At 66.0% G+C, this 23,484-nt stretch carries 27 protein-coding genes; 21 read left to right on the top strand and 6 right to left on the bottom strand.

Translation table 11 applies throughout. From position 1 onward, the window contains the following. Positions 1-87: 87 nt before the first annotated feature. From ABUE31_RS13260 to ABUE31_RS13250, 3 genes are read left to right on the top strand one after another with little or no spacing between them, the layout of a single operon-like run. Entirely contained in the window at positions 88-1,551 is a 1,464-nt protein-coding gene (locus ABUE31_RS13260) for a metal-dependent hydrolase family protein (protein ID WP_367724077.1), read from the top strand. Positions 1,552-1,555: 4 nt separating this feature from the next. After that, positions 1,556-2,374 (top strand): porin family protein, encoded by an 819-nt coding sequence (locus ABUE31_RS13255; protein WP_367724076.1) that lies wholly within the window; start codon positions 1,556-1,558, stop codon positions 2,372-2,374. 53 nt (positions 2,375-2,427) lie between these two features. After that, entirely contained in the window at positions 2,428-2,694 is a 267-nt protein-coding gene (locus tag ABUE31_RS13250; RefSeq protein WP_367724075.1) for a DUF2277 domain-containing protein, read from the top strand. A gap of 34 nt (positions 2,695-2,728) precedes the next feature. Here the strand turns inward: ABUE31_RS13250 and ABUE31_RS13245 are convergent, their stop codons facing one another. Continuing rightward, a complete protein-coding gene (locus tag ABUE31_RS13245) occupies positions 2,729-3,097 on the bottom strand; it encodes a winged helix-turn-helix transcriptional regulator (protein ID WP_367724074.1) in 369 nt (122 codons plus the stop codon). 80 nt (positions 3,098-3,177) lie between these two features. Between ABUE31_RS13245 and ABUE31_RS13240 the strand changes: the two genes are divergently transcribed. From ABUE31_RS13240 to ABUE31_RS13215, 6 genes are all read left to right on the top strand, one after another. Continuing rightward, positions 3,178-3,549 (top strand): MAPEG family protein, encoded by a 372-nt coding sequence (locus ABUE31_RS13240; RefSeq protein ID WP_367724073.1) that lies wholly within the window; start codon positions 3,178-3,180, stop codon positions 3,547-3,549. Positions 3,550-3,605: 56 nt separating this feature from the next. Next, entirely contained in the window at positions 3,606-4,526 is a 921-nt protein-coding gene (locus tag ABUE31_RS13235; RefSeq protein ID WP_367724072.1) for a pirin family protein, read from the top strand. Between the two features lie 101 nt (positions 4,527-4,627). Beyond that, positions 4,628-6,544, top strand: a complete 1,917-nt coding sequence (gene dxs, locus ABUE31_RS13230; RefSeq protein ID WP_367724071.1) for a 1-deoxy-D-xylulose-5-phosphate synthase — start codon at positions 4,628-4,630, stop codon at positions 6,542-6,544. Between the two features lie 133 nt (positions 6,545-6,677). Continuing rightward, positions 6,678-6,956: a hypothetical protein gene (locus ABUE31_RS13225; RefSeq protein ID WP_367724070.1), complete on the top strand. Its 279-nt coding sequence runs from the start codon at positions 6,678-6,680 to the stop codon at positions 6,954-6,956. Between the two features lie 37 nt (positions 6,957-6,993). Continuing rightward, a complete protein-coding gene (locus ABUE31_RS13220; protein WP_367724069.1) occupies positions 6,994-7,767 on the top strand; it encodes a TlyA family RNA methyltransferase in 774 nt (257 codons plus the stop codon). Beyond that, complete coding sequence (locus tag ABUE31_RS13215) at positions 7,764-9,005, top strand: class I SAM-dependent RNA methyltransferase (protein ID WP_367724068.1); 1,242 nt, start codon at positions 7,764-7,766, stop codon at positions 9,003-9,005. The genes ABUE31_RS13220 and ABUE31_RS13215 overlap by 4 nt, the downstream gene beginning before the upstream one ends. Before the next feature lie 43 nt (positions 9,006-9,048). On the opposite strand, the gene ABUE31_RS13210 is transcribed toward ABUE31_RS13215, so the two are convergent. The 3 genes from ABUE31_RS13210 to ABUE31_RS13200 form a co-directional block, all read right to left on the bottom strand. Further along, positions 9,049-9,753, bottom strand: coding sequence for an NAD-dependent deacylase (locus ABUE31_RS13210; RefSeq protein WP_367724067.1), 705 nt, complete (start codon positions 9,751-9,753; stop codon positions 9,049-9,051). 7 nt (positions 9,754-9,760) lie between these two features. Beyond that, on the bottom strand, positions 9,761-11,176 hold the full coding sequence (tldD, locus tag ABUE31_RS13205) for a metalloprotease TldD (protein WP_367724066.1): 1,416 nt from the start codon (positions 11,174-11,176) through the stop codon (positions 9,761-9,763). A 106-nt stretch (positions 11,177-11,282) separates the two neighbouring features. Then, on the bottom strand, positions 11,283-11,864 hold the full coding sequence (locus ABUE31_RS13200; RefSeq protein ID WP_367724184.1) for an invasion associated locus B family protein: 582 nt from the start codon (positions 11,862-11,864) through the stop codon (positions 11,283-11,285). A 345-nt stretch (positions 11,865-12,209) separates the two neighbouring features. On the opposite strand from ABUE31_RS13200, the gene coxB reads away from it, so the two are divergent. The 11 genes from coxB to rnhA all read left to right on the top strand — a co-directional run bounded on the left by coxB (position 12,210) and on the right by rnhA (position 21,335). Beyond that, positions 12,210-13,076 (top strand): cytochrome c oxidase subunit II, encoded by an 867-nt coding sequence (gene coxB, locus ABUE31_RS13195; RefSeq protein ID WP_367724065.1) that lies wholly within the window; start codon positions 12,210-12,212, stop codon positions 13,074-13,076. Positions 13,077-13,104: 28 nt separating this feature from the next. After that, positions 13,105-14,763 (top strand): cytochrome c oxidase subunit I, encoded by a 1,659-nt coding sequence (ctaD, locus tag ABUE31_RS13190; RefSeq protein ID WP_367724064.1) that lies wholly within the window; start codon positions 13,105-13,107, stop codon positions 14,761-14,763. Between the two features lie 108 nt (positions 14,764-14,871). Continuing rightward, the gene (locus tag ABUE31_RS13185; RefSeq protein WP_367724063.1) at positions 14,872-15,825 is read left to right on the top strand and encodes a heme o synthase; all 954 of its coding nucleotides are present in this window, start codon (positions 14,872-14,874) and stop codon (positions 15,823-15,825) included. Between the two features lie 5 nt (positions 15,826-15,830). Next, positions 15,831-15,986, top strand: a complete 156-nt coding sequence (locus tag ABUE31_RS13180) for a cytochrome c oxidase system small membrane protein (RefSeq protein ID WP_496400957.1) — start codon at positions 15,831-15,833, stop codon at positions 15,984-15,986. 11 nt (positions 15,987-15,997) lie between these two features. After that, the gene (locus ABUE31_RS13175; protein ID WP_367724062.1) at positions 15,998-16,621 is read left to right on the top strand and encodes a cytochrome c oxidase assembly protein; all 624 of its coding nucleotides are present in this window, start codon (positions 15,998-16,000) and stop codon (positions 16,619-16,621) included. Position 16,622: 1 nt separating this feature from the next. Next, a complete protein-coding gene (locus ABUE31_RS13170) occupies positions 16,623-17,510 on the top strand; it encodes a cytochrome c oxidase subunit 3 (protein ID WP_367724061.1) in 888 nt (295 codons plus the stop codon). A gap of 115 nt (positions 17,511-17,625) precedes the next feature. Continuing rightward, complete coding sequence (locus ABUE31_RS13165; RefSeq protein WP_367724060.1) at positions 17,626-18,009, top strand: DUF983 domain-containing protein; 384 nt, start codon at positions 17,626-17,628, stop codon at positions 18,007-18,009. Further along, positions 18,006-18,749 (top strand): SURF1 family protein, encoded by a 744-nt coding sequence (locus ABUE31_RS13160; RefSeq protein WP_367724059.1) that lies wholly within the window; start codon positions 18,006-18,008, stop codon positions 18,747-18,749. The genes ABUE31_RS13165 and ABUE31_RS13160 overlap by 4 nt, the downstream gene beginning before the upstream one ends. 86 nt (positions 18,750-18,835) lie before the next feature. Continuing rightward, positions 18,836-19,840 carry a 4-hydroxy-3-methylbut-2-enyl diphosphate reductase gene (gene ispH, locus ABUE31_RS13155; protein WP_367724183.1) on the top strand — a complete coding sequence of 335 codons (1,005 nt, stop codon included), beginning with the start codon at positions 18,836-18,838 and terminating at the stop codon, positions 19,838-19,840. 11 nt (positions 19,841-19,851) lie between these two features. After that, positions 19,852-20,814 carry a homoserine kinase gene (locus tag ABUE31_RS13150; protein ID WP_367724057.1) on the top strand — a complete coding sequence of 321 codons (963 nt, stop codon included), beginning with the start codon at positions 19,852-19,854 and terminating at the stop codon, positions 20,812-20,814. Next, positions 20,811-21,335, top strand: coding sequence for a ribonuclease HI (rnhA, locus tag ABUE31_RS13145; RefSeq protein WP_367724056.1), 525 nt, complete (start codon positions 20,811-20,813; stop codon positions 21,333-21,335). Before ABUE31_RS13150 ends, rnhA begins: the two co-directional genes overlap by 4 nt. 32 nt (positions 21,336-21,367) lie before the next feature. Here rnhA and ABUE31_RS13140 read toward each other — a convergent pair whose 3' ends face one another. Together ABUE31_RS13140 and ABUE31_RS13135 are read right to left on the bottom strand one after the other, a co-directional pair. Beyond that, the gene (locus ABUE31_RS13140) at positions 21,368-21,850 is read right to left on the bottom strand and encodes a peroxiredoxin (RefSeq protein ID WP_367724054.1); all 483 of its coding nucleotides are present in this window, start codon (positions 21,848-21,850) and stop codon (positions 21,368-21,370) included. A gap of 91 nt (positions 21,851-21,941) precedes the next feature. Further along, positions 21,942-22,736: a protein-disulfide reductase DsbD domain-containing protein gene (locus ABUE31_RS13135; RefSeq protein WP_367724053.1), complete on the bottom strand. Its 795-nt coding sequence runs from the start codon at positions 22,734-22,736 to the stop codon at positions 21,942-21,944. Between the two features lie 138 nt (positions 22,737-22,874). Between ABUE31_RS13135 and ABUE31_RS13130 the strand changes: the two genes are divergently transcribed. Next, positions 22,875-23,480: a YqgE/AlgH family protein gene (locus ABUE31_RS13130; RefSeq protein WP_367724052.1), complete on the top strand. Its 606-nt coding sequence runs from the start codon at positions 22,875-22,877 to the stop codon at positions 23,478-23,480. The last annotated feature ends 4 nt before the right edge of the window (positions 23,481-23,484 follow it).

Genomic DNA, 23,484 nt, shown 5'->3' with positions numbered 1-23,484 from the left:
GCCACGTTCAATCCGACATGATTGGTGATAACGTTTGTGGTGCTGCTCTCGGCGGCGCCCCATACGAGATTTTGAAGGAAATCAACTTTGTTTGCCTGTTCGCCCGTAGAAGAGCCGGAAGCGCCGGCAGTCGGCTGCATTTGCCATAGCCCCGCCTTTCTGCGCCTCAATGCGCTGCTCGAGCAGAAGTTCTCGCGCCGCGCATTTCTGACCGGCGCGGCTTCGATGGGGGCCGCCCTGCTGTGGCCGAAGGACGCTTCGGCCGCGATTCCGGCGGCGCCGTCCGGCCCGGTGGTGTTCACCAACATCAAGGTTTTCGACGGCAAGTCAGGCCGCTTGTCGGAAGGCCAGCAGGTCTTCGTCGAGGGCAACAAGATCAAGGCGATCGTGTCGTCAGGGGAGCCGGCTCCGAAAGGGGCCGAGATCATCGACGGTGGCGGCCGCACGCTGATGCCCGGCCTCATCGACGCCCATTGGCACGCCATGCTGGCGCCGCTGCCGATGCTCGACCTGATGACCGCCGACATCGGCTACGTCAACCTCGCGGCAGCGGCCGAAGCCGAGCGGACGCTGATGCGCGGCTTCACCAGCATCCGCGATCTGGCCGGCCCGTCCTTCGGCCTGAAGCGGGCGATCGACAGCGGCATCAACGCCGGTCCGCGCATCTGGCCGTCCGGCGCGATGATTTCGCAGAGCAGCGGCCATGGCGATTTCCGTTTTCCCTATGAAGTTCCGGCAGAGCCGAATGCGCCGCTCTCGCGCGGCGAGACGGCCGGCGCAGGCATGATCGCCGACGGCGTCGACGAGGTGCTCAAGCGGTCGCGCGAGCAATTGATGCTTGGCGCGAGCCAGCTGAAGCTCGCGGCGGGCGGCGGCGTCGCCTCCAGCTTCGACCCGATCGACGTCAGCCAGTACACCGAGGCCGAGTTCCGCGCCGCGGTGGAAAGCGCCGAGAACTGGGGCACCTACGTCACTGTCCACGCCTACACGCCGCGCGCCATCCAGACGGCCATCCGCGGCGGCGTCCGCTGCATCGACCACGGCCAGCTGATGGACGAGGAGACGGCGAAGATCATGGCCGACAAGGGCGTGTGGTTCTCGAGCCAAGCGTTCATCAAGAACGAATTCTCGAACAGCTATCCGCCGGGATCGGCCAACGAAGCCAAGCAGCAGGTCATGTACGCCGGCACCGATACGGCCTACGGTCTGGCCAGGCAGTACGGACTGAAGACCGCCTGGGGCACCGACATCCTGTTCAATCCGGCGATGACCAAGAACCAGGGCGCGATCCTGACCACCATGACCCGCTGGTATTCGAACGACGAGATCCTGCTCATGGCGACCGGAACCAATGCCGAACTGCTGGCGATGTCCGGCCCGCGCAATCCGTATCCGGGCAAGATCGGGGTGATCGAGGCTGGCGCCTACGCCGACCTTCTGCTGCTCGACGGCGATCCGATCGCCGACATAAAACTGCTTGCCGATCCCGAGACGAACTTGAAAATCATCATGAAGGACGGTCGAATCTACAAGGACACGGTGAGGGGATAGGGCGATGGCTTCGAAGACACTGGGCGGGTGCGCGCTCGCCATTGGCATTCTCGCGTCTGGCATCGCGGCCGCGGCCGATCCGGAGGTTGCCGCGCCGCCGCTCGGCGCATCGGACTGGGTTGTCCAGGTGACGCCCTACCTGTGGGCGTCCGGCATGAAAGGCGGCGTCTCGCCGTTCGAGCGCGCGCCGACGGCCCATGTCGACGTGCCTTTCTCGGAGGTCTGGGACAACCTGAATTTCGGCGGGTTCGCGAGCATCTGGGCTCGCCGCGACCGCTTCGTCTTCGCCGGCGATCTCATGTACGTCAACCTTTCCGCGGCCGAGGTCGTCGGGCCGTTGCCCGACCTTGCGCCCGAACTCGAACTGGGCGCCGAGCTGGACACGGTGCAGTTCTACGCGGCCGGTCTGGCGGGCTACCGTGTCGTCGACACCCCACAATTCAGCCTGGACGCGCTTGCCGGCGGGCGCTTCTGGTACGTCTCCAACGATCTCACGCTGCAGCTCCAGAATGTGGGCAGCCGCTCCTTCGAGCAGAGCTTCAGCTGGTTCGACCCGCTGATCGGCGCGCGCGCCTTCTACAACATCACCGACAAGCTGTCGGTGATGGGCCAGGCCGACATTGGCGGCTTCGGAGTCGGCTCCGACCTCACCTGGTCGTTGCTGGGAACCGTCAACTACGTGTTCGACGACCACTGGTCCGCCTCCGTCGGCTACAAGCACCTGTCGGTGGACTATGACGAGGACGGTCTCCTGTTCGATGTCGAGATGTCGGGGCCGGTCATCGGGGTAACCTACCGTTTCGGCGGGCCCGCCGGAGGTTGATCTCGGCCGGCCGTTCGCCCAGATAAGCTGCGACAGCTTTCCTGGAGGCCGGAATGTGCCGTAACATCAGACAGCTTTTCAACTTCGAACCACCGGCGACCGACGACGAGGTGCGCAACGCGGCCCTGCAGTTCGTGCGCAAGGTCAGCGGTTCGAGCAAGCCGTCCATGCGCAACGAAGCTGCCTTCAATCGCGCGGTCGATGCCATCGCAGCCACCGTCCGCGACCTGATCGACAGCATGGAAACGACGCAGCCCCCGAAAAATCGCGAGGAAGAGGCCGCCAAGGCCCGCGCGCGAACGCTGATCCGTTTCGCCTAGGTTCTCTGCTGCTCGAACAATTTGCCGGAGTGGCTTATCCGCCAAATCCGGCCGGCCGGGCTGCGTAGAACCGCTCGGGGGCCGGCCACCGGTCGGGAATGTTCTCCTCGCCCCATCGGGCGAGCGCCTGCAGGGCCGGGATGAGCGCCGCCCCTTTCGCCGTCAGCGCGTAGGTTCCGCGGATCGACCCCTTGCGCGGCTGCGTCTGCACGACCAGGCCGACCGCCTCCAGCCGCTTCAGCCGTTCGGCAAGAATGTTGGTCGCGATCTTCTCCGGCGCCGCCAGGAAGTCGGAGTAACTGGACGCCCCCATCACCATGGAACGGACGATCAGCAGCGACCAGCGATCGCCGATGATGTCGAGCGTCGAGGCGATGGGACAGCCGGAACGAAACGTCGTCATGCGCGCAGCATGGATTTGTTCTTGCAAAATGCAAGTTAAAAATGGTTAGCTCCAGCCATCGAGGATGGTTGGAGGAAACCATGTTGCCGTTGACATCGATGGTCGCCGCACTCGCGGCGGTGGCGCTTTTCGCGATGAGCATCGCGGTCAGCCTGCGACGGATGAAGGTCGGCGTGAACATCGGCTTCGGCGACGATGCGCTGTTGATGCGGCGCATCCGGGCCCAGGGCAACTTCACCGAATATGTCCCGCTTGCCTTGATCCTGCTGGGGCTGGCGGAATACAGGCAGGCCCCGGAACTGGTCCTGTGGACCATCGCCGGCCTCCTGATCGTCGGCCGCTGCCTGCATTTCGTCGGCATCATGACGGGTACGACCGCCTTGCGCGTGCCCGGCATGGTCGGCACCTACGGCGCGTTGCTGGTCGGTGCGGGCGCCCTGTTGTTCGCGTGACGCATCGTTCACCCCTCCAGGCTTGGCTGGGGCGCGAGGCCGTAGGATGATGCGCCATGAGCTTCTTTCCCGGAACTGACCCCGAAATCGGCGACAAGCTCGCCTGCGACGGCATCGAACTGATGGTCATCCCGAACGCCAAGGACATCGGCGGGTTCGCGGTGCGCCGCGCGCTGCCGACCGCCAAGCGGCGGCTGGTCGGTCCATTCATCTTCTTCGACCGCATGGGGCCGGCGATCCTCAGGGCCGGGCAGGCGCTCGACGTCAGGCCGCATCCCCATATCGGGCTCGCCACCGTTACCTACCTGTTCGACGGCAGGATCAGGCATCGCGATTCGCTCGGCACCGAAATGGTGATCGCGCCCGGCGACGTGAACCTGATGACGGCGGGCCGCGGCATCGTGCATTCCGAGCGCACCCCGGAGGAACTGCGGGGCGCGCCGATGTCGATGTCGGGCCTGCAGACCTGGCTGGCGCTGCCGGACGGCGGCGAGGAGGTCGCGCCGCTGTTCGAGAACACAGCGGCAAGCGAACTGCCAGGATTCGACGATGCCGGCGCATCCGGCCGCGTCGTCATCGGCGCCTTCGAGGGCCTGAAATCGCCGGTCAGGGCTGCGTCCGAGACGCTCTACGCCGACATTAGGCTTCAGCCCGGCGCGAGCGTGAGAATTCCGGCCGACGCGGAGGAGCGCGCCATCTACACGCTGGGCGGCGGCGTATCGATCGCTGGCGATCTCTTTCCCGAGGACCGTCTGCTGGTCTTCAGGCCGGGCGACGAGATTGTCGTTTCTTCCGAAGGCGGCGCGCATTTCATGCTGTTCGGCGGCGCCTCGCTGGGCTCGAAACGCTACATCTGGTGGAACTTCGTTTCGTCCTCCAGGGAACGCATCGAGCAGGCCAAGGAGGAGTGGAAAACGGGCCGATTCGACATCGTGCCCGGCGACGACAAGGAGTTCATTCCACTTCCCGAGGGCTGACGGCCGGCCTTGCCGCATTTACTTTCGGCGCTACGGTGCCTATTCGGGGACGGCGTGGCCAAGCGCTGCCGACAGTCTATCGACCGAGGGCCGTTCAGACCGTGAATTCCCGACCGCAAACGCCGCTGCTCGACAAGGTGAAGGTTCCCGCCGACCTGCGCCTGCTGCCGGAAAGCGACCTGCCGCAGCTCGCCGAGGAGCTTCGCGCCGAACTGATCGACGCGGTTTCCGTCACCGGCGGCCATCTTGGCGCGGGGCTGGGCGTCGTCGAACTGACGGTCGCGCTGCACCACGTCTTCGATACGCCCGACGACCGGCTGATCTGGGATGTCGGCCACCAGGCCTATCCGCACAAGATCCTGACCGGGCGCCGCGAGCGCATCCGCACGCTGCGCGCCGAAGGCGGGCTCTCCGGCTTCACCAAGCGCACCGAAAGCGAATACGACCCGTTCGGCGCGGCGCACTCGTCGACCTCGATCTCGGCCGGCCTCGGCATGGCGGTCGCGCGCGACCTCAAGGGCGGCAAGAACAACGTCATCGCCGTCATCGGCGACGGCTCGATGTCGGCCGGCATGGCCTACGAGGCGATGAACAATGCGGGCGCGCTCGACGCCCGGTTGATCGTCATCCTCAACGACAACGACATGTCGATCGCGCCGCCCGCCGGTGCGATGAGCGCCTATCTGGCCCGTCTCGTCTCGGGCCGCGCATACCGGTCGTTGCGCGACACCGCCAAGCAGCTTGCAAAGAAGCTGCCGAAATTCCTGGCCGAGAAGGCGCGCCGCTCGGAGGAATATGCACGCGGCTTCTGGACCGGCGGCACGCTGTTCGAGGAACTCGGCCTCTACTATGTCGGGCCGATCGACGGCCACAATCTTGAGCACATGCTGCCGGTGCTGAAGAATGTGCGCGACAGCATCGACGGACCGGTCCTGATCCACGTCGTCACCCAGAAGGGCAAGGGCTACGCCCCGGCCGAGGCGGCCAGCGACAAGTATCACGGCGTCAACCGCTTCGACGTCGTCACCGGTGCGCAGGCCAAGCCACCGGCCAATGCGCCGGCCTATACGAGGGTCTTCGCCGACAGCCTGATCGACGAGGCGGCGCGCGACGAAAGGATCGTCGCCGTCACCGCCGCCATGCCCAGCGGCACCGGGCTCGATCTTTTCGGCGAACTGTTTCCCGCGCGCACTTTCGACGTCGGCATTGCCGAGCAGCACGCGGTCACCTTCGCTGCCGGCCTGGCGACCGAGGGCTTCAAGCCCTTCGCCGCGATCTACTCGACTTTCCTGCAGCGCGGCTACGACCAGATCGTGCACGACGTGGCGATCCAGGGGCTGCCTGTGCGTTTTCCGATCGACCGGGCCGGCTTCGTCGGCGCCGATGGTCCGACCCATTGCGGCGCCTTCGACACGACCTTCCTCGCCAGCCTGCCGGGCATGGTGGTGATGGCGGCGGGCGACGAGGCCGAACTGCGCCACATGGTGCGGACCGCCGTGGAGTATGAAGAAGGGCCGATCGCCTTCCGCTATCCCCGCGGCAACGGGGTCGGCGTCGACCTGCCCGAACGCGGATCCGTGCTCGAGATCGGCAAGGGCAGGGTGCTGCGCGAGGGGACGAAGGTCGCGCTCCTCTCCTTCGGCACGCGGCTTGCCGACTGCCTGCTCGCCGCCGAGGAACTGTCGGCGGCGGGCCTGTCGACCACGGTGGCCGACGCGCGTTTCGCAAAACCGCTCGACGAGGATCTTGTCGGTCGCCTGGCGCGCGACCACGAGGTTCTGGTCACCGTCGAGGAGGGCGCGATCGGCGGCTTCGCTTCCCAGGTGCTGCATTTCCTGGCTCACAAGGGCCTGCTGGAAAGCGGCTTGAAGGTGCGCCCGCTGGTGTTGCCGGACGCCTTCACCGACCACGCCAAGCCGGAAAAGATGTATGCGGACGCCGGTCTCGACAGCGCGGGCATCGTCAAGACCGTCTTCGCTGCCCTCGGCGGCCGGGCATCGCAGGCCGCGCGCGCCTGATCGTTAACGCGCCGCCGGCCCGGATAACCCTCCGTTTACGCTGCCCCTTGGCGCTTTGCTTACCCTGTCTCTTGGCCCTTTCTTAGCCGCGCGGGTGTAGCGAACTCTCCCAGGCAGGGAGAATTCCGGCGGCATGAAAGCGCTGCTTTTCTTGGTTCTTGTGTTGGCGTCCGTCGGGCCGGCGAGCACCCAGTCGCGCTATGACCGCAAGCTGGAGGCGGCGGCGATGGCGATCGTCGCGGCCAAGATGGGCGACCTTCGCGGCGGGTTCGGCCTGAACGACAAGCCGGTCATCGTCTTCCGGCGTGACGAGATCATCATGGGAACGACCGACATGAAGGCCGTCCTGCCGCCACCGGAAAGTGTCACGCACACGGCTGAACATGCGACGGGCCTGCGCGCCGCGTTCTGAATGACGCACGACTTGCCTTCTTGCCGGTCCTTCTCCAATGAAGGCCATGGCTCCCGCCGACGATCCAGACACGCGCCACAGGCTTGACGACAGCCTCGTCCGGCGCGGCTTCTATGCGACCCGCTCCCGCGCGCGCGACGCGGTGGCGCGGGGCGCCGTCACGGTCAACGGCGTGGTCGCGGCGAAGCCCGGCCAGACCGTCGGTGCATCGAGCGACATCCGCATCGAAGACCCTGCCGCCGCTTACGTTTCGCGCGCCGCGCTGAAACTCCTGGCCGGCCTCGACCATTTCGATCTCAATCCCGCAGGCAGCGAGGCCCTCGACATCGGCGCGTCGACGGGCGGCTTCACTCAGGTGCTGCTAGAGCGCGGCGCGGCGCATGTGACGGCGATCGACGTCGGTCACGGCCAGATCGATCCGCCGCTGCACGGCGATCCCCGCGTCACCGTCATCGAAGGCCTCAACGCTCGCGACCTGACGTTTGGCCATCTCGGTGGGGGGGCGCCCGCATTCCTCGTATGCGACGTGTCCTTCATATCGCTGACCCTTGCGTTGCCGCCAGCGCTCGAACTCGCCGCGCCGGGCGCGACGTGCGTCCTTCTCGTCAAGCCGCAGTTCGAGGCAGGCCGCGAGGCGATCGGCAAGGGCGGCATCCTCAAGGATCCGGCCGACGGGCCGCGCATCGCAGAGAAGCTCCGGGCCTGGCTCGACGCCTTTCCCGGCTGGCGTGCGCTCGGTGTCTGCCAATCACCCGTCGCCGGAGGCGACGGCAACCGCGAATTCCTGCTGGCTGGGGTCAAGGATCGATGAACGCCACCTTTGAAATCGCCCGGCTCGGCGCACAGGGCGACGGCATCGCCGATACGGAGACCGGCCAGGTCTTCATTCCCTTCGCTTTGCCAGGCGAGGCGGTCACGGCCGCGCGGCTGAAGGACCGCGCCGATCTCATCGCGGTGTTGTCCGCTTCGCCGGAGCGCGTCGAGCCGGCCTGCCGCCATTTCACCGTCTGCGGCGGCTGCGCAATCCAGCACCTGGAAGCTCGCTCCTATCTCGACTGGAAGCGGCGTAAGGTGGTTCAAGCGCTGCGTGCGGCCAAGGTCGACGCCGAGGTCGCCGATATCGCCCCTTGTTCGCTCCATGTCCGCCGGCGCATCACGCTGTCGGCGCGCAAGACCGAGCGCGGCATGATTCTCGGTTTCAACCGCGCCCATTCCGGCGAGATAGTCGACATCGTGGAATGTCCGATCTCGCTGCCGGAGATCGTCGCGGCGATGCCGGCCCTGCGCGAACTCGCCGGCATCATGTCGGCGACGTCCCAGCCCTTCCACGTTACGGTAACCGCCACCGCGTCCGGTCTCGACATCGCCGCGGAGGGTTCCGGCAGGATGGCAGGCCCGCAACGCCTGGCGGCTGCCGATTTCGCGTCTCGGGCCGGCTTCGCGCGGCTCTCCGTCGACGGCGAGATCGTCGTCGAGCCGAAGAAGCCGGCGATCCTGTTCGGCGACGTCGCCGTGCCGGTTCCGCCCGGGTCGTTCCTGCAGGCGACGGCCGAGGCCGAGCAGGCGATGGCCGACCTGGTGCTCGCCCATCTGTCGCGCGCGAAGAAGGTGGCCGACCTTTTCGCCGGGGCCGGCAGCTTCGCGCTGCGGCTGGCGAAAAATTCGGAAGTCCACGCGGTCGAGGGGGATGCGGCCGCGCTTGCGGCACTCGACCGCGGCTTCCGCCAGGCTTCGGGCCTGAAGCGCGTCACGGCCGAAAAACGCGACCTCTTCCGCCGCCCGCTGACCTTCAAGGAACTCAATGCCTTCGACGGCATCGTCTTCGACCCGCCCCGCGCCGGCGCGGAGGACCAGTCAAAGCAGATCGCCCGCTCGGACGTACCCTTCGTCGTCGCAGTGTCGTGCAATCCCGGCACGCTGGCCAGAGACCTGTCGATCCTCGTTGCAGGCGGCTACCGCATAAAGGCCGTGACGCCGATCGACCAGTTCCTGTGGTCGCCGCATGTCGAAGCGGTGGCGCTGCTGGAGAAGCCGAAGCGGCGGCGCTAGCGGAATACGAGATCGTCCGACGACGGCATCATGCAACGTCCGCCTACGGCGCGCGCTGAAGCAGCCGCTCCACAAATCGGGGAACCACCCGCGTTGCGGGTCCGTGCTCCGCTTCGTCGAAATAGCCGGCGCCTTGCGACGGCTCGAGGTTCAACTCGACCGTCCGTGCGCCGGCGGAGCGGGCCTCGCGTACGAAGCCGGCTGCTGGATAGACATTGCCGCTGGTGCCGATGGACAGGAAGAGGTCGCAGCCCGCAAGCGCTGCCTGGATGCGCTCCATCTGGTAGGGCGTCTCGCCGAACCACACGACATCTGGCCGCATGTGCCCGACGCCGCGGCAGGCTGGGCAGGGCGATTCGAGCGACATCTCGCCCGCCCATGCAGAGCGCTTGCCACAAGCGTTGCACAGTGCCTGGTCGTGCTGTCCGTGCATGTGGATGAGATTGCGCGAGCCCGCCCGTTCATGCAGGCTGTCGACGTTCTGGGTGACCAGCAGGACATCGCCGGGGAATGCGCTTTCGAGCCGCGCCAGGGCAAGGTGCGCTGCATTCGGCTCGACGCTCAGCACGTTCTTTCGCCGCCAGTTGTAGAATGCATGCACCAGCGCCGGATTGGCCGCAAACCCTTGCGGTGTCGCGACATCTCGATAGTCGACCTTCGCCCAGATTCCATCGGGATCGCGAAACGTCGAAATGCCGCTCTCCGCGGAAATGCCCGCGCCTGTCAGGATGACGATCGACGAGGGCACGGAACGGTCAGACCCGTGTTCCGCCCAGCGTCATCTGGTCCATCCTGAGATGCGGCTGTCCGACGCCGACAGGCACGCCCTGGCCGGCCTTGCCGCACATGCCGATGCCGTTGTCGAGCTTCAGGTCGTTGCCGACCATCGACACCCGGTGCATGGCGTCCGGCCCGTTGCCGATCAGCATCGCGCCCTTGATAGGCTGGGTCACCTTGCCGTCCTCGATCATATAGGCCTCGGTGCAGCCGAACACGAACTTTCCGGAGGTTATGTCGACCTGCCCGCCGCCGAACGACACGGCGTAGACGCCGTTCCTCACCGAGGCGATGATCTCCTCGGGCGTGTAGGGGCCCTCGGTCATGAAGGTGTTGGTCATGCGCGGCATCGGCTGGTGTGCGTAGCCTTCGCGGCGCCCGTTGCCGGTGGGCGTCACGCCCATCAGCCGCGCGTTCTGCCGGTCCTGCATGTAGCCGACCAGCCGGCCGTCCTCTATCAGCACGTTGCGGTCGGTCGGCGTGCCCTCGTCGTCGATGGTGAGTGAGCCGCGCCGCTCGGCGATGGTGCCGTCGTCCACCACGGTCACGCCCTTGGCTGCGACCTGGCTTCCCATCAGCCCGGCGAACGCCGACGTCTTCTTGCGGTTGAAGTCGCCCTCCAGCCCGTGCCCGACCGCCTCGTGCAGCATGACGCCCGGCCATCCGGAGGACAGAACGATGTCGAACGTGCCGGCGGGGGCGGGGATCGCCCTGAGATTCACCAGCGCCTGGCGCAGTGCCTCGTCGGCAGCGTGCTTCCAGCTGTCCTCGGCGACGAACTCGCCGAAGGCCTTGCGACCACCGGCCCCGTAGGAGCCGCTTTCCTGGCGGTCGCCGTCGCCGACCACCACCGAAACGTTCATGCGGACCAGCGGGCGGATGTCGCGGACGATCTGGCCGTCGCCCCGGATGATCTCGACATGTTGCCAGGACGCGGCGAGCGACGCCGTCACCTGCCGTACCCTGGGATCGGCGTTGCGCACATAGGCGTCGATCTCGGTGAGCAGCTTCGCCTTCTCGGCGAAGGACGGCGCGCCGATCGGATTGTCCTCGCCGTAGAGATGGCGGTTGGTGCGGGGAGGGGCCTCGGCCAGCGCTCCGGAGTAGCCTGATTTCACCGCCGAGACGGCATCGGCGGCGCGCACCAGCGCGGCTTCCGAAAGCTCGCTTGCATGCGCGTAGCCGGTCGCCTCGCCGGCCACGGCGCGCAGGCCGAAACCCTGGTCGGTGCCGTAGTTGGCGGTCTTCAGCCGGCCGTTGTCGAACAGCAGCGCTTCGCTCTCGCTGGTCTCGAGGAACAGTTCCCCGTCGTCGGCGCCGGCGATCGTCTGCGACACGATCTCCTTGAGGCGGTCCTCGGAGCAGTCGAAGAGGGAGGTCAGGGATGTGGTCATCGAAAGAGCCTTCGCTTGGCGGGACGCGCTCTATCTAGGGTGTTGCGGCGAACCGATCCAGCCCCGAGCGCCGTCGACGCCCCTGCGTCGGCTGACCACGCGGCGGCTAGGGCAGCGCGTCGAACGCGTCGCCGAAGCCGGAGAGGTCGACCGGGATGCCGATGCCTTCCTCGGGTGTCGCAAACACGATGAATGTCGCTTCCTTGCCGCTGCGCAGCGTATCGAGCAACTGCTGCTCCAGGATCACCTCGGCGTAGCAGCCGTCGGAGAAGCACTGCTTGAAATAGGCGCGGCCGTTGTCTTTCTTGTCGATGTAGAGCCCGAGGCCGGTGGGTAGCAGCACGCCGAGCGGCGCCAGCACGCGCATGATCTCCGCCTTGCGGTCGGCGGTCTTCAGGATGACCACGGAAAGCCCCAGGTCGGCGCGATCCTCGGCAACCACGTTCTGCATCATGATGCACTGCTCGGAACTCGCACCGGCCGGGGTGTCGCAGATGATCGACCACGACCCGTGCGTCGACCGCACCGAGCCGTTCTGTTGTGCCCAGCCCTGCTGGACCTGGGCGGGCAGGGCTAGTCCCACGGCGGCGGCGAGCAGGGCAGCCTTCGCGAAGGTTTTTCCGAGGCCGGGTATCATTGCGACTCCATTGCGAATCAGGGCGCGACGCGCCGCAAGGCGCGAGAATATAGGGCAACGCAGCCTGCGGGCCAGCGGAACGCTGCGCTTTGGCTGGCTTTTCAAGCCCAAAAGTGCCCGAATTGCGACCATGCCGGCCGAACTGTGCGCCAGTGCGGGCCCCGGGCCGCCGGGGCAGGGCGCGCACGCCCGCCGTGCCGGCCCGCAGGCGCCGCAATCGCGCAAAAATGCCGCACGGTTTGCTCCGCTCCTTTCTTGCGGTAGGAAACAGAGTATGGTTTGAACCGCCCGAGGCATTCGACGGGATTCTCGCCAGGGCCGGGCTTTATCGTTCCGGCCCCGTCGTGAGTGGGAATTGGCGGTTTGCCGGCACGCAAGTGGGAGACGGACAGGTCTATGAGAAGACTTCTTGCTATGGCTGGCGCCTTTGCTGCACTTCTTTCGGGGGGCGTCGCGCATGCGGCTCAGCCGGTTGACTGGCAGACGCGTTTCCAGCCGCCCGCGACCGACATCATGGCGCAGATCGAGTGGTTCGAGGTCTACACGCTCTGGTTCATCATCCCGATCACCATCCTGGTGCTGATCCTGCTCGCGTGGTGCATCCTGAGATACCGCGCCAGCGTCAATCCGAACCCGTCGCGTACCAGCCACAACACGATGATCGAGGTGATCTGGACCGTCGGTCCGGTCATCGTCCTGCTGTTCCTCGCTGTGCCGTCCTTCCAGCTCCTGACAGCGCAGTATACGCCCCAGGAAGAAGCCAAGCTGACCGTGAAGGCGACCGGCAACCAGTGGAACTGGGACTACGAGTACCAGGTCGATGAGCCGCTGACGTTCAATTCGGCCATGTTGCAGGAGGCCGACCGGGCCGCCGCCGGCAAGGAAGACGTCGCCGCCTATCCGCGTCTTCTCGCCGTCGACAACGAGATGGTCGTGCCGGTCAACACCATGGTGCGCGTGCTGGTCACCGCGGCCGACGTGATCCATGCCTTCGCCATGCCGGCCTTCGGCGTCAAGACCGACGCCGTCCCGGGTCGCATCAACGAGGTCTGGTTCAAGGCCAACAAGGAAGGCCTCTATTACGGGCAGTGCTCCGAGCTTTGCGGCAAGGACCACGCCTTCATGCCGATCGCCATTCGCGTGGTGAGCGACGCGCAGTACTCGACGTGGCTGGCTGCGGCCAAGTCGGATCTCGGCAGCGCCAACAAGGCGCTCATGGCAGAAGTCGACGCGGCCGAGACGGTCGCGGTCGCCGGCAACTGACGCCGCGTAGAAATCAGGGAACGGGACCATGGCAGGCGCGACAACCCACCATCACGACGAACACCACGACCACAAGCCCAAGGGGTGGGTTCGCTGGGTGTACTCCACCAACCACAAGGACATCGGCACCCTCTACCTGATCTTCGCGATCTGCACCGGCATCATCGGCGGCTTCCTGTCGGTGATGATGCGCTGGGAGCTCGCCGAGCCGGGCATCCAGATCTTCACCGGCCTGGCGCAGATGGTCTATGGCTTCGAGGGCGATGCGGCCATCGACGGCGGCAAGCACATGTTCAACGTGTTCACCACCGCTCACGCGCTCATCATGATCTTCTTCATGGTCATGCCGGCGCTGATCGGCGGCTTCGCGAACTGGATGGTGCCGATCATGATTGGCGCGCCCGACATGGCGTTCCCGCGCATGAACAACATCTCGTTCTGGCTGCTTCCGCCGGCCTTCATCCTGCTGCTTCTGTCGATGTTCGTCGGCGGACCGGCCGGTGCCTACGGCGCGGGTGGCGGCTGGACGATCTATCCGCCGTTCTCGACCTCGGGCCAGCCGGGTCCGGCAATGGATCTGGTGATCCTGTCGCTGCACATCGCCGGCGCCTCGTCGATCCTCGGCGCGATCAACTTCATCACCACCATCTTCAACATGCGCGCCCCGGGCATGACGCTGCACAAGATGCCGCTGTTCGCCTGGTCGGTGCTGATCACGGCCTTCCTGCTGCTGCTCTCGCTGCCGGTGCTGGCGGGCGGCATCACCATGCTGCTGACCGACCGCAACTTCGGCACGACCTTCTTCGCGCCTGAAGGCGGCGGCGACCCGATCCTGTTCCAGCACCTGTTCTGGTTCTTCGGGCACCCCGAGGTCTACATCCTGATCCTGCCGGGCTTCGGCATCATCAGCCACATCGTCTCGACCTTCTCGCGCAAGCCGATCTTCGGCTACCTCGGCATGGCCTACGCCATGGTGGCGATCGGCGTGGTCGGCTTCATCGTGTGGGCGCACCACATGTACACCACCGGCCTGTCGCTCGACACGCAGCGCTATTTCGTGTTCGCGACGATGGTCATCGCGGTGCCGACGGGTGTGAAGATATTCTCGTGGATCGCCACGATGTGGGGCGGGTCGATCTCGATGCGTACCCCGATGCTGTGGGCGATCGGCTTCATCTTCCTGTTCACGGTCGGCGGCGTCACCGGCGTCCAGCTGGCCAATGCCGGCCTCGACCGCTCGCTGCACGACACCTACTACGTGGTCGCCCACTTCCACTACGTGCTGTCGCTCGGCGCGGTCTTCGCGATCTTCGCGGCCTGGTACTACTGGTTCCCCAAGATGACCGGCTACATGTACTCGCCGTTCATCGCCCGCAGCCACTTCTGGATCACGTTCATCGGCGTCAACCTGGTGTTCTTCCCGCAGCACTTCCTCGGGCTTGCCGGCATGCCGCGCCGCTACATCGACTATCCGGACGCGTTCGCCGGCTGGAACCTGGTCTCGTCCTACGGCTCCTACCTCTCGGCCTTCGGCGTGGTCGTCTTCCTGTACGGCGTCTTCGAGGCGTTCTCGAAGAAGCGCATTGCAGGCGCCAACCCGTGGGGCGAGGGTGCGACGACGCTCGAATGGCAGCTGCCTTCGCCGCCGCCCTTCCACCAGTGGGAGCAGCTGCCGAAGATCAAGTAGTGCCGGACCGGCGCCGCCGCGCGAGCCGCAGCGGCGCCTGACCGGATGGATGTTTCGCCACGCATGGCCGCCAGGATCGCTGGCGGCCGGAGACCTATCGCAGTCGACATGACCCTGTTGGACAAGACCGCAATCGACGACGCCGGCCTCTCCGAGGCGACGGCCGGCGATTACCTGGAGCTCCTGAAGCCCCGGGTGATGTCGCTCGTCGTCTTTACGGCGTTCGTGGGCATGGCGGCCACGCCGGCGACGCTGAACCCGTTCGTCGCGCTCATCGCGATCGTCTCGATCGCCATTGGCGCCGGCGCTTCGGGCGCGCTCAACATGTGGTACGACGCCGACATCGATGCGGTTATGAAGCGCACTGTCTCGCGCCCGGTACCGGCCGGACGCGTGCTGCCTGAGCAGGCGCTCGTCTTCGGGCTCGTCCTCTCGGCGCTGTCGGTGATGACGCTCGGCGTCTTCGTCAACTGGCTGGCCGGTGGCCTGCTCGCCTTCACCATCTTTTTCTACGCGGTCATCTACACGATGTGGCTGAAGCGCTGGACGCCGCAGAACATCGTCATCGGCGGCGCCGCCGGATCGTTTCCGCCGATGATCGGCTGGGCCGCGGCCACCGGGTCGATCAGCCTCGAAAGCGTCATTCTCTTCCTCATCATCTTCCTTTGGACCCCGCCGCATTTCTGGGCGCTGGCGCTCTTCAAGTCGGACGACTACGCCCGCGCCGGCATTCCGATGATGCCGAATGTCGCGGGTGAGACATCGACCAAGCGCCAGATCTTCGTCTACGCGGTGCTGACCGCCGTCGTCGGCGGGCTGCCTTGGGTCCTGGGTTATGCCGGAGCGGTTTATGGCGTTGCGTCCGCCGCGCTCGGCCTCGGCTTCGTCTGGTATGCCTGGAACGTGCTGCTGATGCCGGCCGGGGACCGCGCCATGCGTCCGGCCAAGTCCATGTTCGGCTATTCGCTGCTCTATCTTTTCGCGATCTTCGCCCTCTATCTGGCCGACAGCATCGTCGAGCGGATCGTCATGGGCGTGGCGCTTGGCGGGAGCGGGGCGTGAGCGTCATGGACCTGGAAACCGTCAAGCCCACGGAGGCGCAGCAGAAGGCGCGCCGCAGCCGCAACATCGCGATCGCGGTGGCGCTCGCGGTCTTCGTCGTGCTGGTCTACGTGGTCTCCATCGTCAAGCTCGGCTCGGCCGTGCTCAGCCGGCCGATGTGAGGGGGACGACGATGCAGCCGACGGAGCTCGACCGGAGCAAGAAAAACTCGAACCGCCTCGTCGCCGGCGTCTGCCTGGCCTTCTTCGGCGGCATGGTCGGCATGGCCTATGCGGCGGTGCCGCTCTACGAGATGTTCTGCAGGGTCACCGGCTACGGCGGCACCACGCAGCGCGTCGAGCAGTTCGCCGACCGCGTCCTCGACCGCCAGATCACGGTTCGCTTCGACGCCAATGTCGCGGGCGTTCCCTGGGACTTCAAGCCGACGCAGCGCGCGATCACGATGAACATCGGCGAGACGGCGCAGGCCCACTATACGGCGACCAACACCTTCTCCATCCCGACCGGCGGCCGCGCGACGTTCAACGTCACGCCGGAACTGGCCGGCGCCTATTTCAACAAGGTCGAGTGCTTCTGCTTCACCGACACCACGTTGAAGCCGGGCGAGACGCTCGACATGCCGGTGCTCTTCTATGTCGACCCCGACATCGAGGACGTGCCGGAACTGAAAAACGTGAAGACCATCACGCTGTCCTACACCTTCTTCCCGATCGAGGCGGAGAAGCCGGTGGCCGCTGCGCCGCTGGCCGGCGAGGGCACAAACGAAACCACTACCCAAGGCAAGCTCGGGGGCTGATATGGCGGACGGACACGCTCACGCAAAACCGCAACACGACTACCATATCATCGATCCGAGCCCGTGGCCGTTCATCGGCTCGATCGGAGCGCTGGTCATGGCATTCGGCGGCGTCGGCTGGATGCAGTACCTGAAGGGCAACGAATTTCACGTCTTCGGGGTGAACTTCGCGACGCCCTGGGTGTTCTTCATCGGTCTGGCTATCGTGCTCTACACGATGTTCTCCTGGTGGTCGGACACCATCAAGGAAGGCCACGAAGGCCACCATACCAAGGTCGTCTCGCTGCACATGCGCTACGGCATGATCATGTTCATCGCCTCCGAGGTGATGTTCTTCGTCGCCTGGTTCTGGGCCTTCTTCGACGCCAGCCTTTTCCCGGGCGAAGTCGCGCAGTACGCGCGCGCGGAGTACACCGGCGGCATGTGGCCGCCGAAGGGCATCGAGGTGCTCGATCCCTTCCACCTGCCGCTCTACAACACCATCATCCTGCTGCTGTCGGGCACGACGGTGACGTGGGCCCACCACGCGCTTCTGCACAACGACCGCAAGGGCCTGGTCAACGGCCTCGCGCTGACGGTCGCGCTCGGTGTCCTGTTCTCCATCGTGCAGGCCTACGAGTACATGCACGCGCCGTTCACCTTCCACGATTCCATCTACGGCGCGACCTTCTTCATGGCCACCGGATTCCACGGCTTCCACGTGCTGATCGGAACGATCTTCCTGATCGTCTGCCTGCTGCGCGCGATGGCCGGCGACTTCACGCCGAAGGCGCATTTCGGCTTCGAGGCTGCTGCCTGGTACTGGCACTTCGTCGACGTGGTGTGGCTGTTCCTGTTCGCGTCGATCTACGTGTGGGCCTCGGTCGGAGCGACGATCGCGGTGCACTGAGCGACGCCGCAGGCGGCCGCTGTCAGATAAAGTCGGCTGCGGTGACGCGGCCGACTTTTGTTTTGAAGGACCTTCCAACGGAAGCCTCTCGAGGACGGGAGCGAAGTGTCAGGTGATGGCGGAGAACGACAATCAAGGCTACCCGCCGGTCGAACCGATCGGGGCAGGACTTCGGGGCCGCTGCCCGCGTTGCGGCAAGGGCCGGTTGTTTTCCGGGCTGTTGGCGATCGCGCCCGAATGCGGCGATTGTCGCCTGGATTTCGGCTTCGCCGATGCCGGTGACGGACCAGCCGTCTTCGTCATCCTGATCGTCGGCTTCATCGTCGTCGGCCTGGCGCTGTGGATGGAGGTGAGTCTTGGCCCGCCGTTGTGGCTGCACTTCCTGCTGTGGATACCGCTGACCGTCCTGCTCAGCCTCGGCGCGCTGAGGCTGGTCAAGGGCGTGTTGGTGACGCTTCAATACGCCAACAAGGCGGCCGAGGGGCGTCTCGACCGATGAATGCTAGCCCTGCTCGGGAACATCGCCGGTTCCCCTGGTTGATCATCCTGCTTGCCGCCGCCGCCTTCATCGTGCTGATCGGTCTCGGCACGTGGCAGGTCCAGCGCCTGCACTGGAAGGAGGACCTGCTCGCCACCATCGAGGCGCGCGTCTCCGGCATGCCTCGACCGCTCGACGCGATCGAGGCCGACTACGCTGCGCAGGGCAGCGTCGACTACATGCCCGTGATGGCGACGGGAACGTTCCGACACGACGGCGAGCGGCATTTCCTGGCGACCTGGAAGGGGCGCTCCGGCTTCTTCGTCTATACGCCGCTGGAACTGGCAGACGGCCGCTTCGTGATCGTCAATCGTGGATTTGTGCCCTACGAACTGAAAGACGCGTCCGAGCGTGCCGAGGGGCAGGTCGCGGGCGCGGTTGCGATTGCCGGTCTGGCGCGCGATCCGCTGTCTGAGAAGCCGTCGTCGCTGGTGCCGGACAACGACCTGGCCAAGAATGTCTTCTACTGGAAGGACCGCGATGCGATGGCGGCGAGCGCCGGTCTCGGCGACAAGGCTGTCGTCGTGCCGTTCTTCATCGATGCCGATGCCGCGCCCAACCCTGGCGGCTGGCCGGTCGGCGGCGTCACGCTGATCGACCTGCCCAACAACCACCTGCAATACGCCGTCACCTGGTACGGCCTCGCGGCAGCCCTCGCCGCCGTGATGGGCGTTGCGATGTGGCGCCGGCGCGGCGGCTAGCTGCAAGCATGCGGGACCGAGGAGAACGCGTCGCAAATTCAGCGTTGCCCTTGACACGCCGCACCCCGCAACGCCATGTCGGCGGCATGCTCGACCGTGCCGCCAAACCGTCGCTGACCATCCGCCTCTGCCAGCCGCGCGGCTTCTGCGCCGGCGTTGATCGGGCGATCCAGATCGTCGTCCTGGCACTCAAGAAGTACGGTGCGCCGGTCTATGTGCGCCACGAGATCGTGCACAACCGCTACGTGGTCGAGGGCCTGCAGAAGCTCGGTGCGGTCTTCATCGAGGAACTCGACGAGATCCCGGCGGAACACCAGTCCAGCCCGGTGGTGTTCTCCGCCCACGGCGTGCCCAAGTCGGTGCCGGCGGACGCCCAGGCGCGCAATCTCTTCTATCTCGACGCCACCTGCCCGCTGGTTTCCAAGGTCCACAAGCAGGCGATGCGCCATCAGCGCCTTGGCCGCCATGTTCTGCTGATCGGCCATGCCGGGCACCCCGAGGTGATCGGCACGATGGGCCAGTTGCCGGAGGGCGTCGTCACGCTGATCGAGAGCGAGGAGGACGTCGAGCGCTTCAACCCGGCCGACCCTTCGGCACTTGGCTTCGTCACCCAGACCACGCTGTCGGTGGAAGATACCGCGGGCGTCATCCGCGCCCTTGAGGAGAAGTTCCCGGAGATACACGCCGCGGCGGCGGAATCGATCTGCTATGCCACGACCAACCGCCAGGAAGCGGTGAAGGAGACAGCCGCCGGTTCCGACCTGTTCCTGGTGGTCGGCGCGCCCAACTCTTCCAACTCCATGCGCCTCGTCGAGGTTGCAGAGCGCGCCGGGGCGAAGATGTCGCTGCTCGTGCAGCGCGCGAGCGACATTCCGTGGGAGCGCATCGGCGCGATCGGAACGCTCGGCCTGTCCGCCGGCGCATCGGCGCCGGAGATCCTGGTCGACGAAATCATCGATGCATTCCGCGAGCGGTTCGACGTCACGGTCGACCTGGCGGTCACCGCCACCGAGACCGAGAACTTCCCGGTCATGAGGGCCTTGCGCGATGTCGAACTGACCAGGGCCGACATGGCCTTCGTCAACGGCTGACAGGCATCAGGATGGCGGTCTACACCGACGTTTCAGAAGGCGAACTCGAATCCTTCCTGCGGGAGTATCCCGTGGGCAGGCTGCTGTCCTACAAGGGCATCGCCGAGGGTTCGGAAAACTCCAACTTCCTGCTGCACACCTCGGAGGGGCCGTTCATCCTCACCCTCTACGAGAAGCGCGTCCACACCGAGGACCTGCCGTTCTTCCTCGGGTTGATGCACCATCTGGCGGAAAAGGGCATTTCCTGTCCGCTGCCGGTCGAGCGGCGCGACGGCGCGCTGTTCGGTACGCTGGCCGGCCGTCCGGCGGCGCTGATCACCTTCCTGGAAGGCATGTGGATGCGCCGGCCCTCCGTCGTCCACTGCCGCGAGGTCGGCCGGGCGCTCGCCGAGTTGCATGTCGCCGGGCAGGATTTTCCGCTGTCGCGCCCGAACGCGCTCGCGATCGACGGCTGGCGCAAGCTGTGGGCCGGTTCGCACGAGCGCGCCGACGAGGTCGAGAAGGGGCTGGCGACCGAGGTCGACCAGGATTTTGCGCTGTTCGCGAGGGAATGGCCGACCGACCTGCCGTCCGGCGTCATCCACGCCGACCTGTTCCCCGACAACGTGTTCTTCCTCGGCGACCGGCTGTCAGGCCTGATAGACTTCTATTTCGCCTGCAACGACTTCTATGCCTACGACGTTGCCACCTGCCTCAATGCCTGGTGCTTCGAGAAGGACTTTTCCTTCAACCTGACGAAGGGCAGGGCGCTGCTTGCGGCTTACCAGGAAGTCCGCCCGCTGAGCGAGGCGGAGAAGGAGGCGCTGCCGCTCCTGGCGCGCGGCTCGGCGCTGCGTTTCATGCTGACGCGCCTCTACGATTGGCTGACCATCCCCGACGGCGCGCTGGTGCAGAAGCGCGACCCGATGGAGTACATTCGCCGGCTGCGTTTCCATCGCGCGGTCAGGTCCCCGTCGGAATACGGTCTGGCATGAAGACGGTCGAGATCTTCACCGACGGCGCCTGCTCGGGCAATCCCGGGCCCGGCGGCTGGGGCGCGATCCTGCGCTTCAACGGAAACACCCGGGAATTGTCGGGCGGCGAGGCTGCGACGACCAACAACCGCATGGAGCTGCTGGCGGCAATCTCCGCGCTCGACGCGCTGAAGGAGCCTTGCGAAGTGCTGCTTCACACGGACAGCAAATACGTCATGGACGGCATTTCCGGCTGGATCCACGGCTGGAAGCGCAACGGCTGGAAGACGGCCGACAAGAAGCCGGTGAAGAACGCCGAGCTGTGGCAGGCGCTGGACGCGGCCAACAGCCGACACAAGGTCAAGTGGCACTGGGTCAAGGGGCATGCCGGCCACGCCGAGAACGAGCGGGCCGACGAGCTTGCCCGCATGGGCATGGCGCCGTTCAAGGCAGGTGGAGCGGCCGCGCCGGCCGTCAATGTGACGTCGCAGGCCGCAAAGCCGGCGAAGCCGAGGCCCCGCCGGTCAACGCAGAGCTACTAGCGCGACCCCGCCGGGCCGCGCCGCCAGCAGCTTCAGAGCTGTTCGAGGATCGTCGCGGCGCCGGATTCGTTGACGCCGGGCTTCGTCTCGACGTTGATCGCCTTTACCACCCCGTCCACGGCGATCAGCGAGAAGCGCTTGTTGCGCAGACCCATGCCGTTCTGGCTGAGGTCGACGTCGAGGCCGGTCGCGCGTGCGAAGTCGCCGCTGCCGTCGGCAAGATAGAGCAGCTTGCCTTCGCCTCCGGTGAAGCGCGCCCAGGCGCCCATGACATGCACGTCGTTGGTCGCGATGACGGCGATCGTGTCGACGCCGCGCGCCGTGATCGCATCGAAGTTGTCCAGGTAGCCCGGCAGGTGGTTGTTGTTGCAGGTCGGCGTGAAGGCGCCGGGAACGCCGAACAGAATGACGGTCTTGCCTGCGAAGACGTCGGCGGTGGTCAGGTCCCTGGCGCCGTCCGCGGTCATCGTCTTGAAGGTGGCATCTGGCAGCTTCTGGCCGGCGGCAATGGTCATGGAACGTCCTCGATATTGAACAGGATGGGTGGTCGGTACATGCTACCGGGCGCGTCTGCAACCGGCGCGTGATCGTGGCCGGGCCTGCGGTTCAGAACCGGGGCAGAACCCCGTTCACGGCTCCGGCGTCGGTCGCCAGCGTGTAGTGGATCACCGGCCGCTCTGGCGTCTGGTCGGGCGGCGTCATTTCGACGGAGAAGAAGGTCTTTCCGCCGCGCGTCTCGCGCACCGGCGTGGTGAAGACGTGGCCTTCGCCGGCGACAAACAGTTCGGCGGATTCCGGATCGCCTGGAAAGGATGCTTCGAGGACCAGCCTGTCGCCGTCCCTGGACGAGATCCTCACCCCGAAGTCCTGCGTCGCCGCCGGGGGAACGGCCTCGAATGCCGCCTCGACCGCGTCGACGTCGCCGGTGTTATCCGGATCGCCGCTCGCGTCGAGTTCGAACCGTGCCTGGACCGGCACGCAGATCGTCTCGCAGACGCCGAGAAAGACCTCGGCGCTGATGGCGGAAGGACCGGCGGGATCGGAAAGGGTGAAGGTCACCGGCAGCGCCACAGGGTAGTCGTAGCCCGCCCACTGGAAGCCGCTGTCGTCGTGTCGTTGCGGCGCGGGGAAGTCGAAGTCCGCGTCGTCGACATTGGGGTTGGCCGAAACATCGATCGTCGGGGGCACGCCGGCGTCGCCGGGATCGCGCCAGTAGGTTTTCCAGCCCGGCCGCAGTTCGATGTCCAGAATGCCCTTGATCCGGCCGTCGGCGTCCGGCATCCCGGCCGTGACCAGCCTGACGCGTGCGCCCTCCATCTCCACCCAGTCGCTCGACGAGGCATGGGCGGGCGCATGGGCCAGAAGCGCCAGGGCGGCGGCTGTCGTAAGCTGCGCTTTCATCACCGACGACATTTGGACCGGACAGTCGGGTTCCGCAACGCGCGGCCGCCGGGGCGAGCATCATATTTGCGTGAGTGGAGGCGGTCGGAGGGCCGAAAGCCATCTTTCAACCGCAGCTGAAAAGGGCTACTTTGACGCATGGACCTTTTGCGGCAGAAGAAGCACGCCGTCCGGGGGTTTCTGGACGATCAGTTCCTCATCGCCATGCCCGGCATGAAGGACGACCGCTTTGCGCGCGCCGTGATCTATGTCTGCGCCCACAGCGACGAGGGCGCGATGGGACTGATCATCAACCAGGCGCAGCAGATGCCGTTTCCCGATCTGCTCGTGCAACTCGGCATCCTCGACGAGCAGGAAGTGATCCGGCTGCCGCAGAAGGCGCGCGACTTCGTCGTGCGCAACGGCGGGCCGGTCGATCGCAGCCGGGGCTTTGTGCTCCATTCGGGCGACTACACCGTCGAATCCTCGCTGCCGGTTTCGGACGACATCTGCCTGACCGCCACGGTCGACATCCTGCGCGCGATCTCGGCGGGGCGCGGGCCGCGCCATGCGCTGATGGCGCTCGGCTATTCGGGCTGGGGTGCCGGCCAGCTGGAGAGCGAGATTGCCGAGAACGGCTGGCTGACCTGCCCGGCGACGCCGGAACTGCTGTTCGATGCCGACATCGACCGCAAGTACGACCGGATACTGGCCTCGATCGGCATCAACCCAGCGCATCTCAGCATGACCGCCGGACACGCCTGATCAA

This window comes from Mesorhizobium marinum, from assembly GCF_040813675.1.
GTDB lineage: Bacteria > Pseudomonadota > Alphaproteobacteria > Rhizobiales > Rhizobiaceae > Mesorhizobium_K > Mesorhizobium_K marinum.
Note: the sequence above shows the minus strand (reverse complement) of the source record. Positions and strands in the feature narration are given on the sequence as shown.

Excerpts from the sequence above, each read along its gene's own strand:
- ABUE31_RS13235 (WP_367724072.1), top strand. The coding sequence starts at position 3,606 with ATGAGCTTCTTTCCCGGAACTGACCCCGAAATCGGCGACAAGCTCGCC.
- ctaD (WP_367724064.1), top strand. The coding sequence starts at position 13,105 with ATGGCAGGCGCGACAACCCACCATCACGACGAACACCACGACCACAAG.
- ABUE31_RS13130 (WP_367724052.1), top strand. The coding sequence starts at position 22,875 with ATGGACCTTTTGCGGCAGAAGAAGCACGCCGTCCGGGGGTTTCTGGAC.
- ABUE31_RS13135 (WP_367724053.1), bottom strand. The coding sequence starts at position 22,736 with ATGAAAGCGCAGCTTACGACAGCCGCCGCCCTGGCGCTTCTGGCCCAT.
- ABUE31_RS13245 (WP_367724074.1), bottom strand. The coding sequence starts at position 3,097 with ATGACGACGTTTCGTTCCGGCTGTCCCATCGCCTCGACGCTCGACATC.
- ABUE31_RS13225 (WP_367724070.1), top strand. The coding sequence starts at position 6,678 with ATGAAAGCGCTGCTTTTCTTGGTTCTTGTGTTGGCGTCCGTCGGGCCG.
- ABUE31_RS13185 (WP_367724063.1), top strand. The coding sequence starts at position 14,872 with ATGACCCTGTTGGACAAGACCGCAATCGACGACGCCGGCCTCTCCGAG.
- coxB (WP_367724065.1), top strand. The coding sequence starts at position 12,210 with ATGAGAAGACTTCTTGCTATGGCTGGCGCCTTTGCTGCACTTCTTTCG.
- ABUE31_RS13215 (WP_367724068.1), top strand. The coding sequence starts at position 7,764 with ATGAACGCCACCTTTGAAATCGCCCGGCTCGGCGCACAGGGCGACGGC.
- ABUE31_RS13240 (WP_367724073.1), top strand. The coding sequence starts at position 3,178 with ATGTTGCCGTTGACATCGATGGTCGCCGCACTCGCGGCGGTGGCGCTT.
- ABUE31_RS13255 (WP_367724076.1), top strand. The coding sequence starts at position 1,556 with ATGGCTTCGAAGACACTGGGCGGGTGCGCGCTCGCCATTGGCATTCTC.
- ABUE31_RS13160 (WP_367724059.1), top strand. The coding sequence starts at position 18,006 with ATGAATGCTAGCCCTGCTCGGGAACATCGCCGGTTCCCCTGGTTGATC.
- ABUE31_RS13250 (WP_367724075.1), top strand. The coding sequence starts at position 2,428 with ATGTGCCGTAACATCAGACAGCTTTTCAACTTCGAACCACCGGCGACC.
- ABUE31_RS13220 (WP_367724069.1), top strand. The coding sequence starts at position 6,994 with ATGAAGGCCATGGCTCCCGCCGACGATCCAGACACGCGCCACAGGCTT.
- ABUE31_RS13165 (WP_367724060.1), top strand. The coding sequence starts at position 17,626 with ATGGCGGAGAACGACAATCAAGGCTACCCGCCGGTCGAACCGATCGGG.
- ABUE31_RS13140 (WP_367724054.1), bottom strand. The coding sequence starts at position 21,850 with ATGACCATTGCCGCCGGCCAGAAGCTGCCAGATGCCACCTTCAAGACG.
- ispH (WP_367724183.1), top strand. The coding sequence starts at position 18,836 with ATGCTCGACCGTGCCGCCAAACCGTCGCTGACCATCCGCCTCTGCCAG.
- ABUE31_RS13175 (WP_367724062.1), top strand. The coding sequence starts at position 15,998 with ATGCAGCCGACGGAGCTCGACCGGAGCAAGAAAAACTCGAACCGCCTC.
- ABUE31_RS13150 (WP_367724057.1), top strand. The coding sequence starts at position 19,852 with ATGGCGGTCTACACCGACGTTTCAGAAGGCGAACTCGAATCCTTCCTG.
- ABUE31_RS13170 (WP_367724061.1), top strand. The coding sequence starts at position 16,623 with ATGGCGGACGGACACGCTCACGCAAAACCGCAACACGACTACCATATC.
- ABUE31_RS13180 (WP_496400957.1), top strand. The coding sequence starts at position 15,831 with ATGGACCTGGAAACCGTCAAGCCCACGGAGGCGCAGCAGAAGGCGCGC.
- tldD (WP_367724066.1), bottom strand. The coding sequence starts at position 11,176 with ATGACCACATCCCTGACCTCCCTCTTCGACTGCTCCGAGGACCGCCTC.
- rnhA (WP_367724056.1), top strand. The coding sequence starts at position 20,811 with ATGAAGACGGTCGAGATCTTCACCGACGGCGCCTGCTCGGGCAATCCC.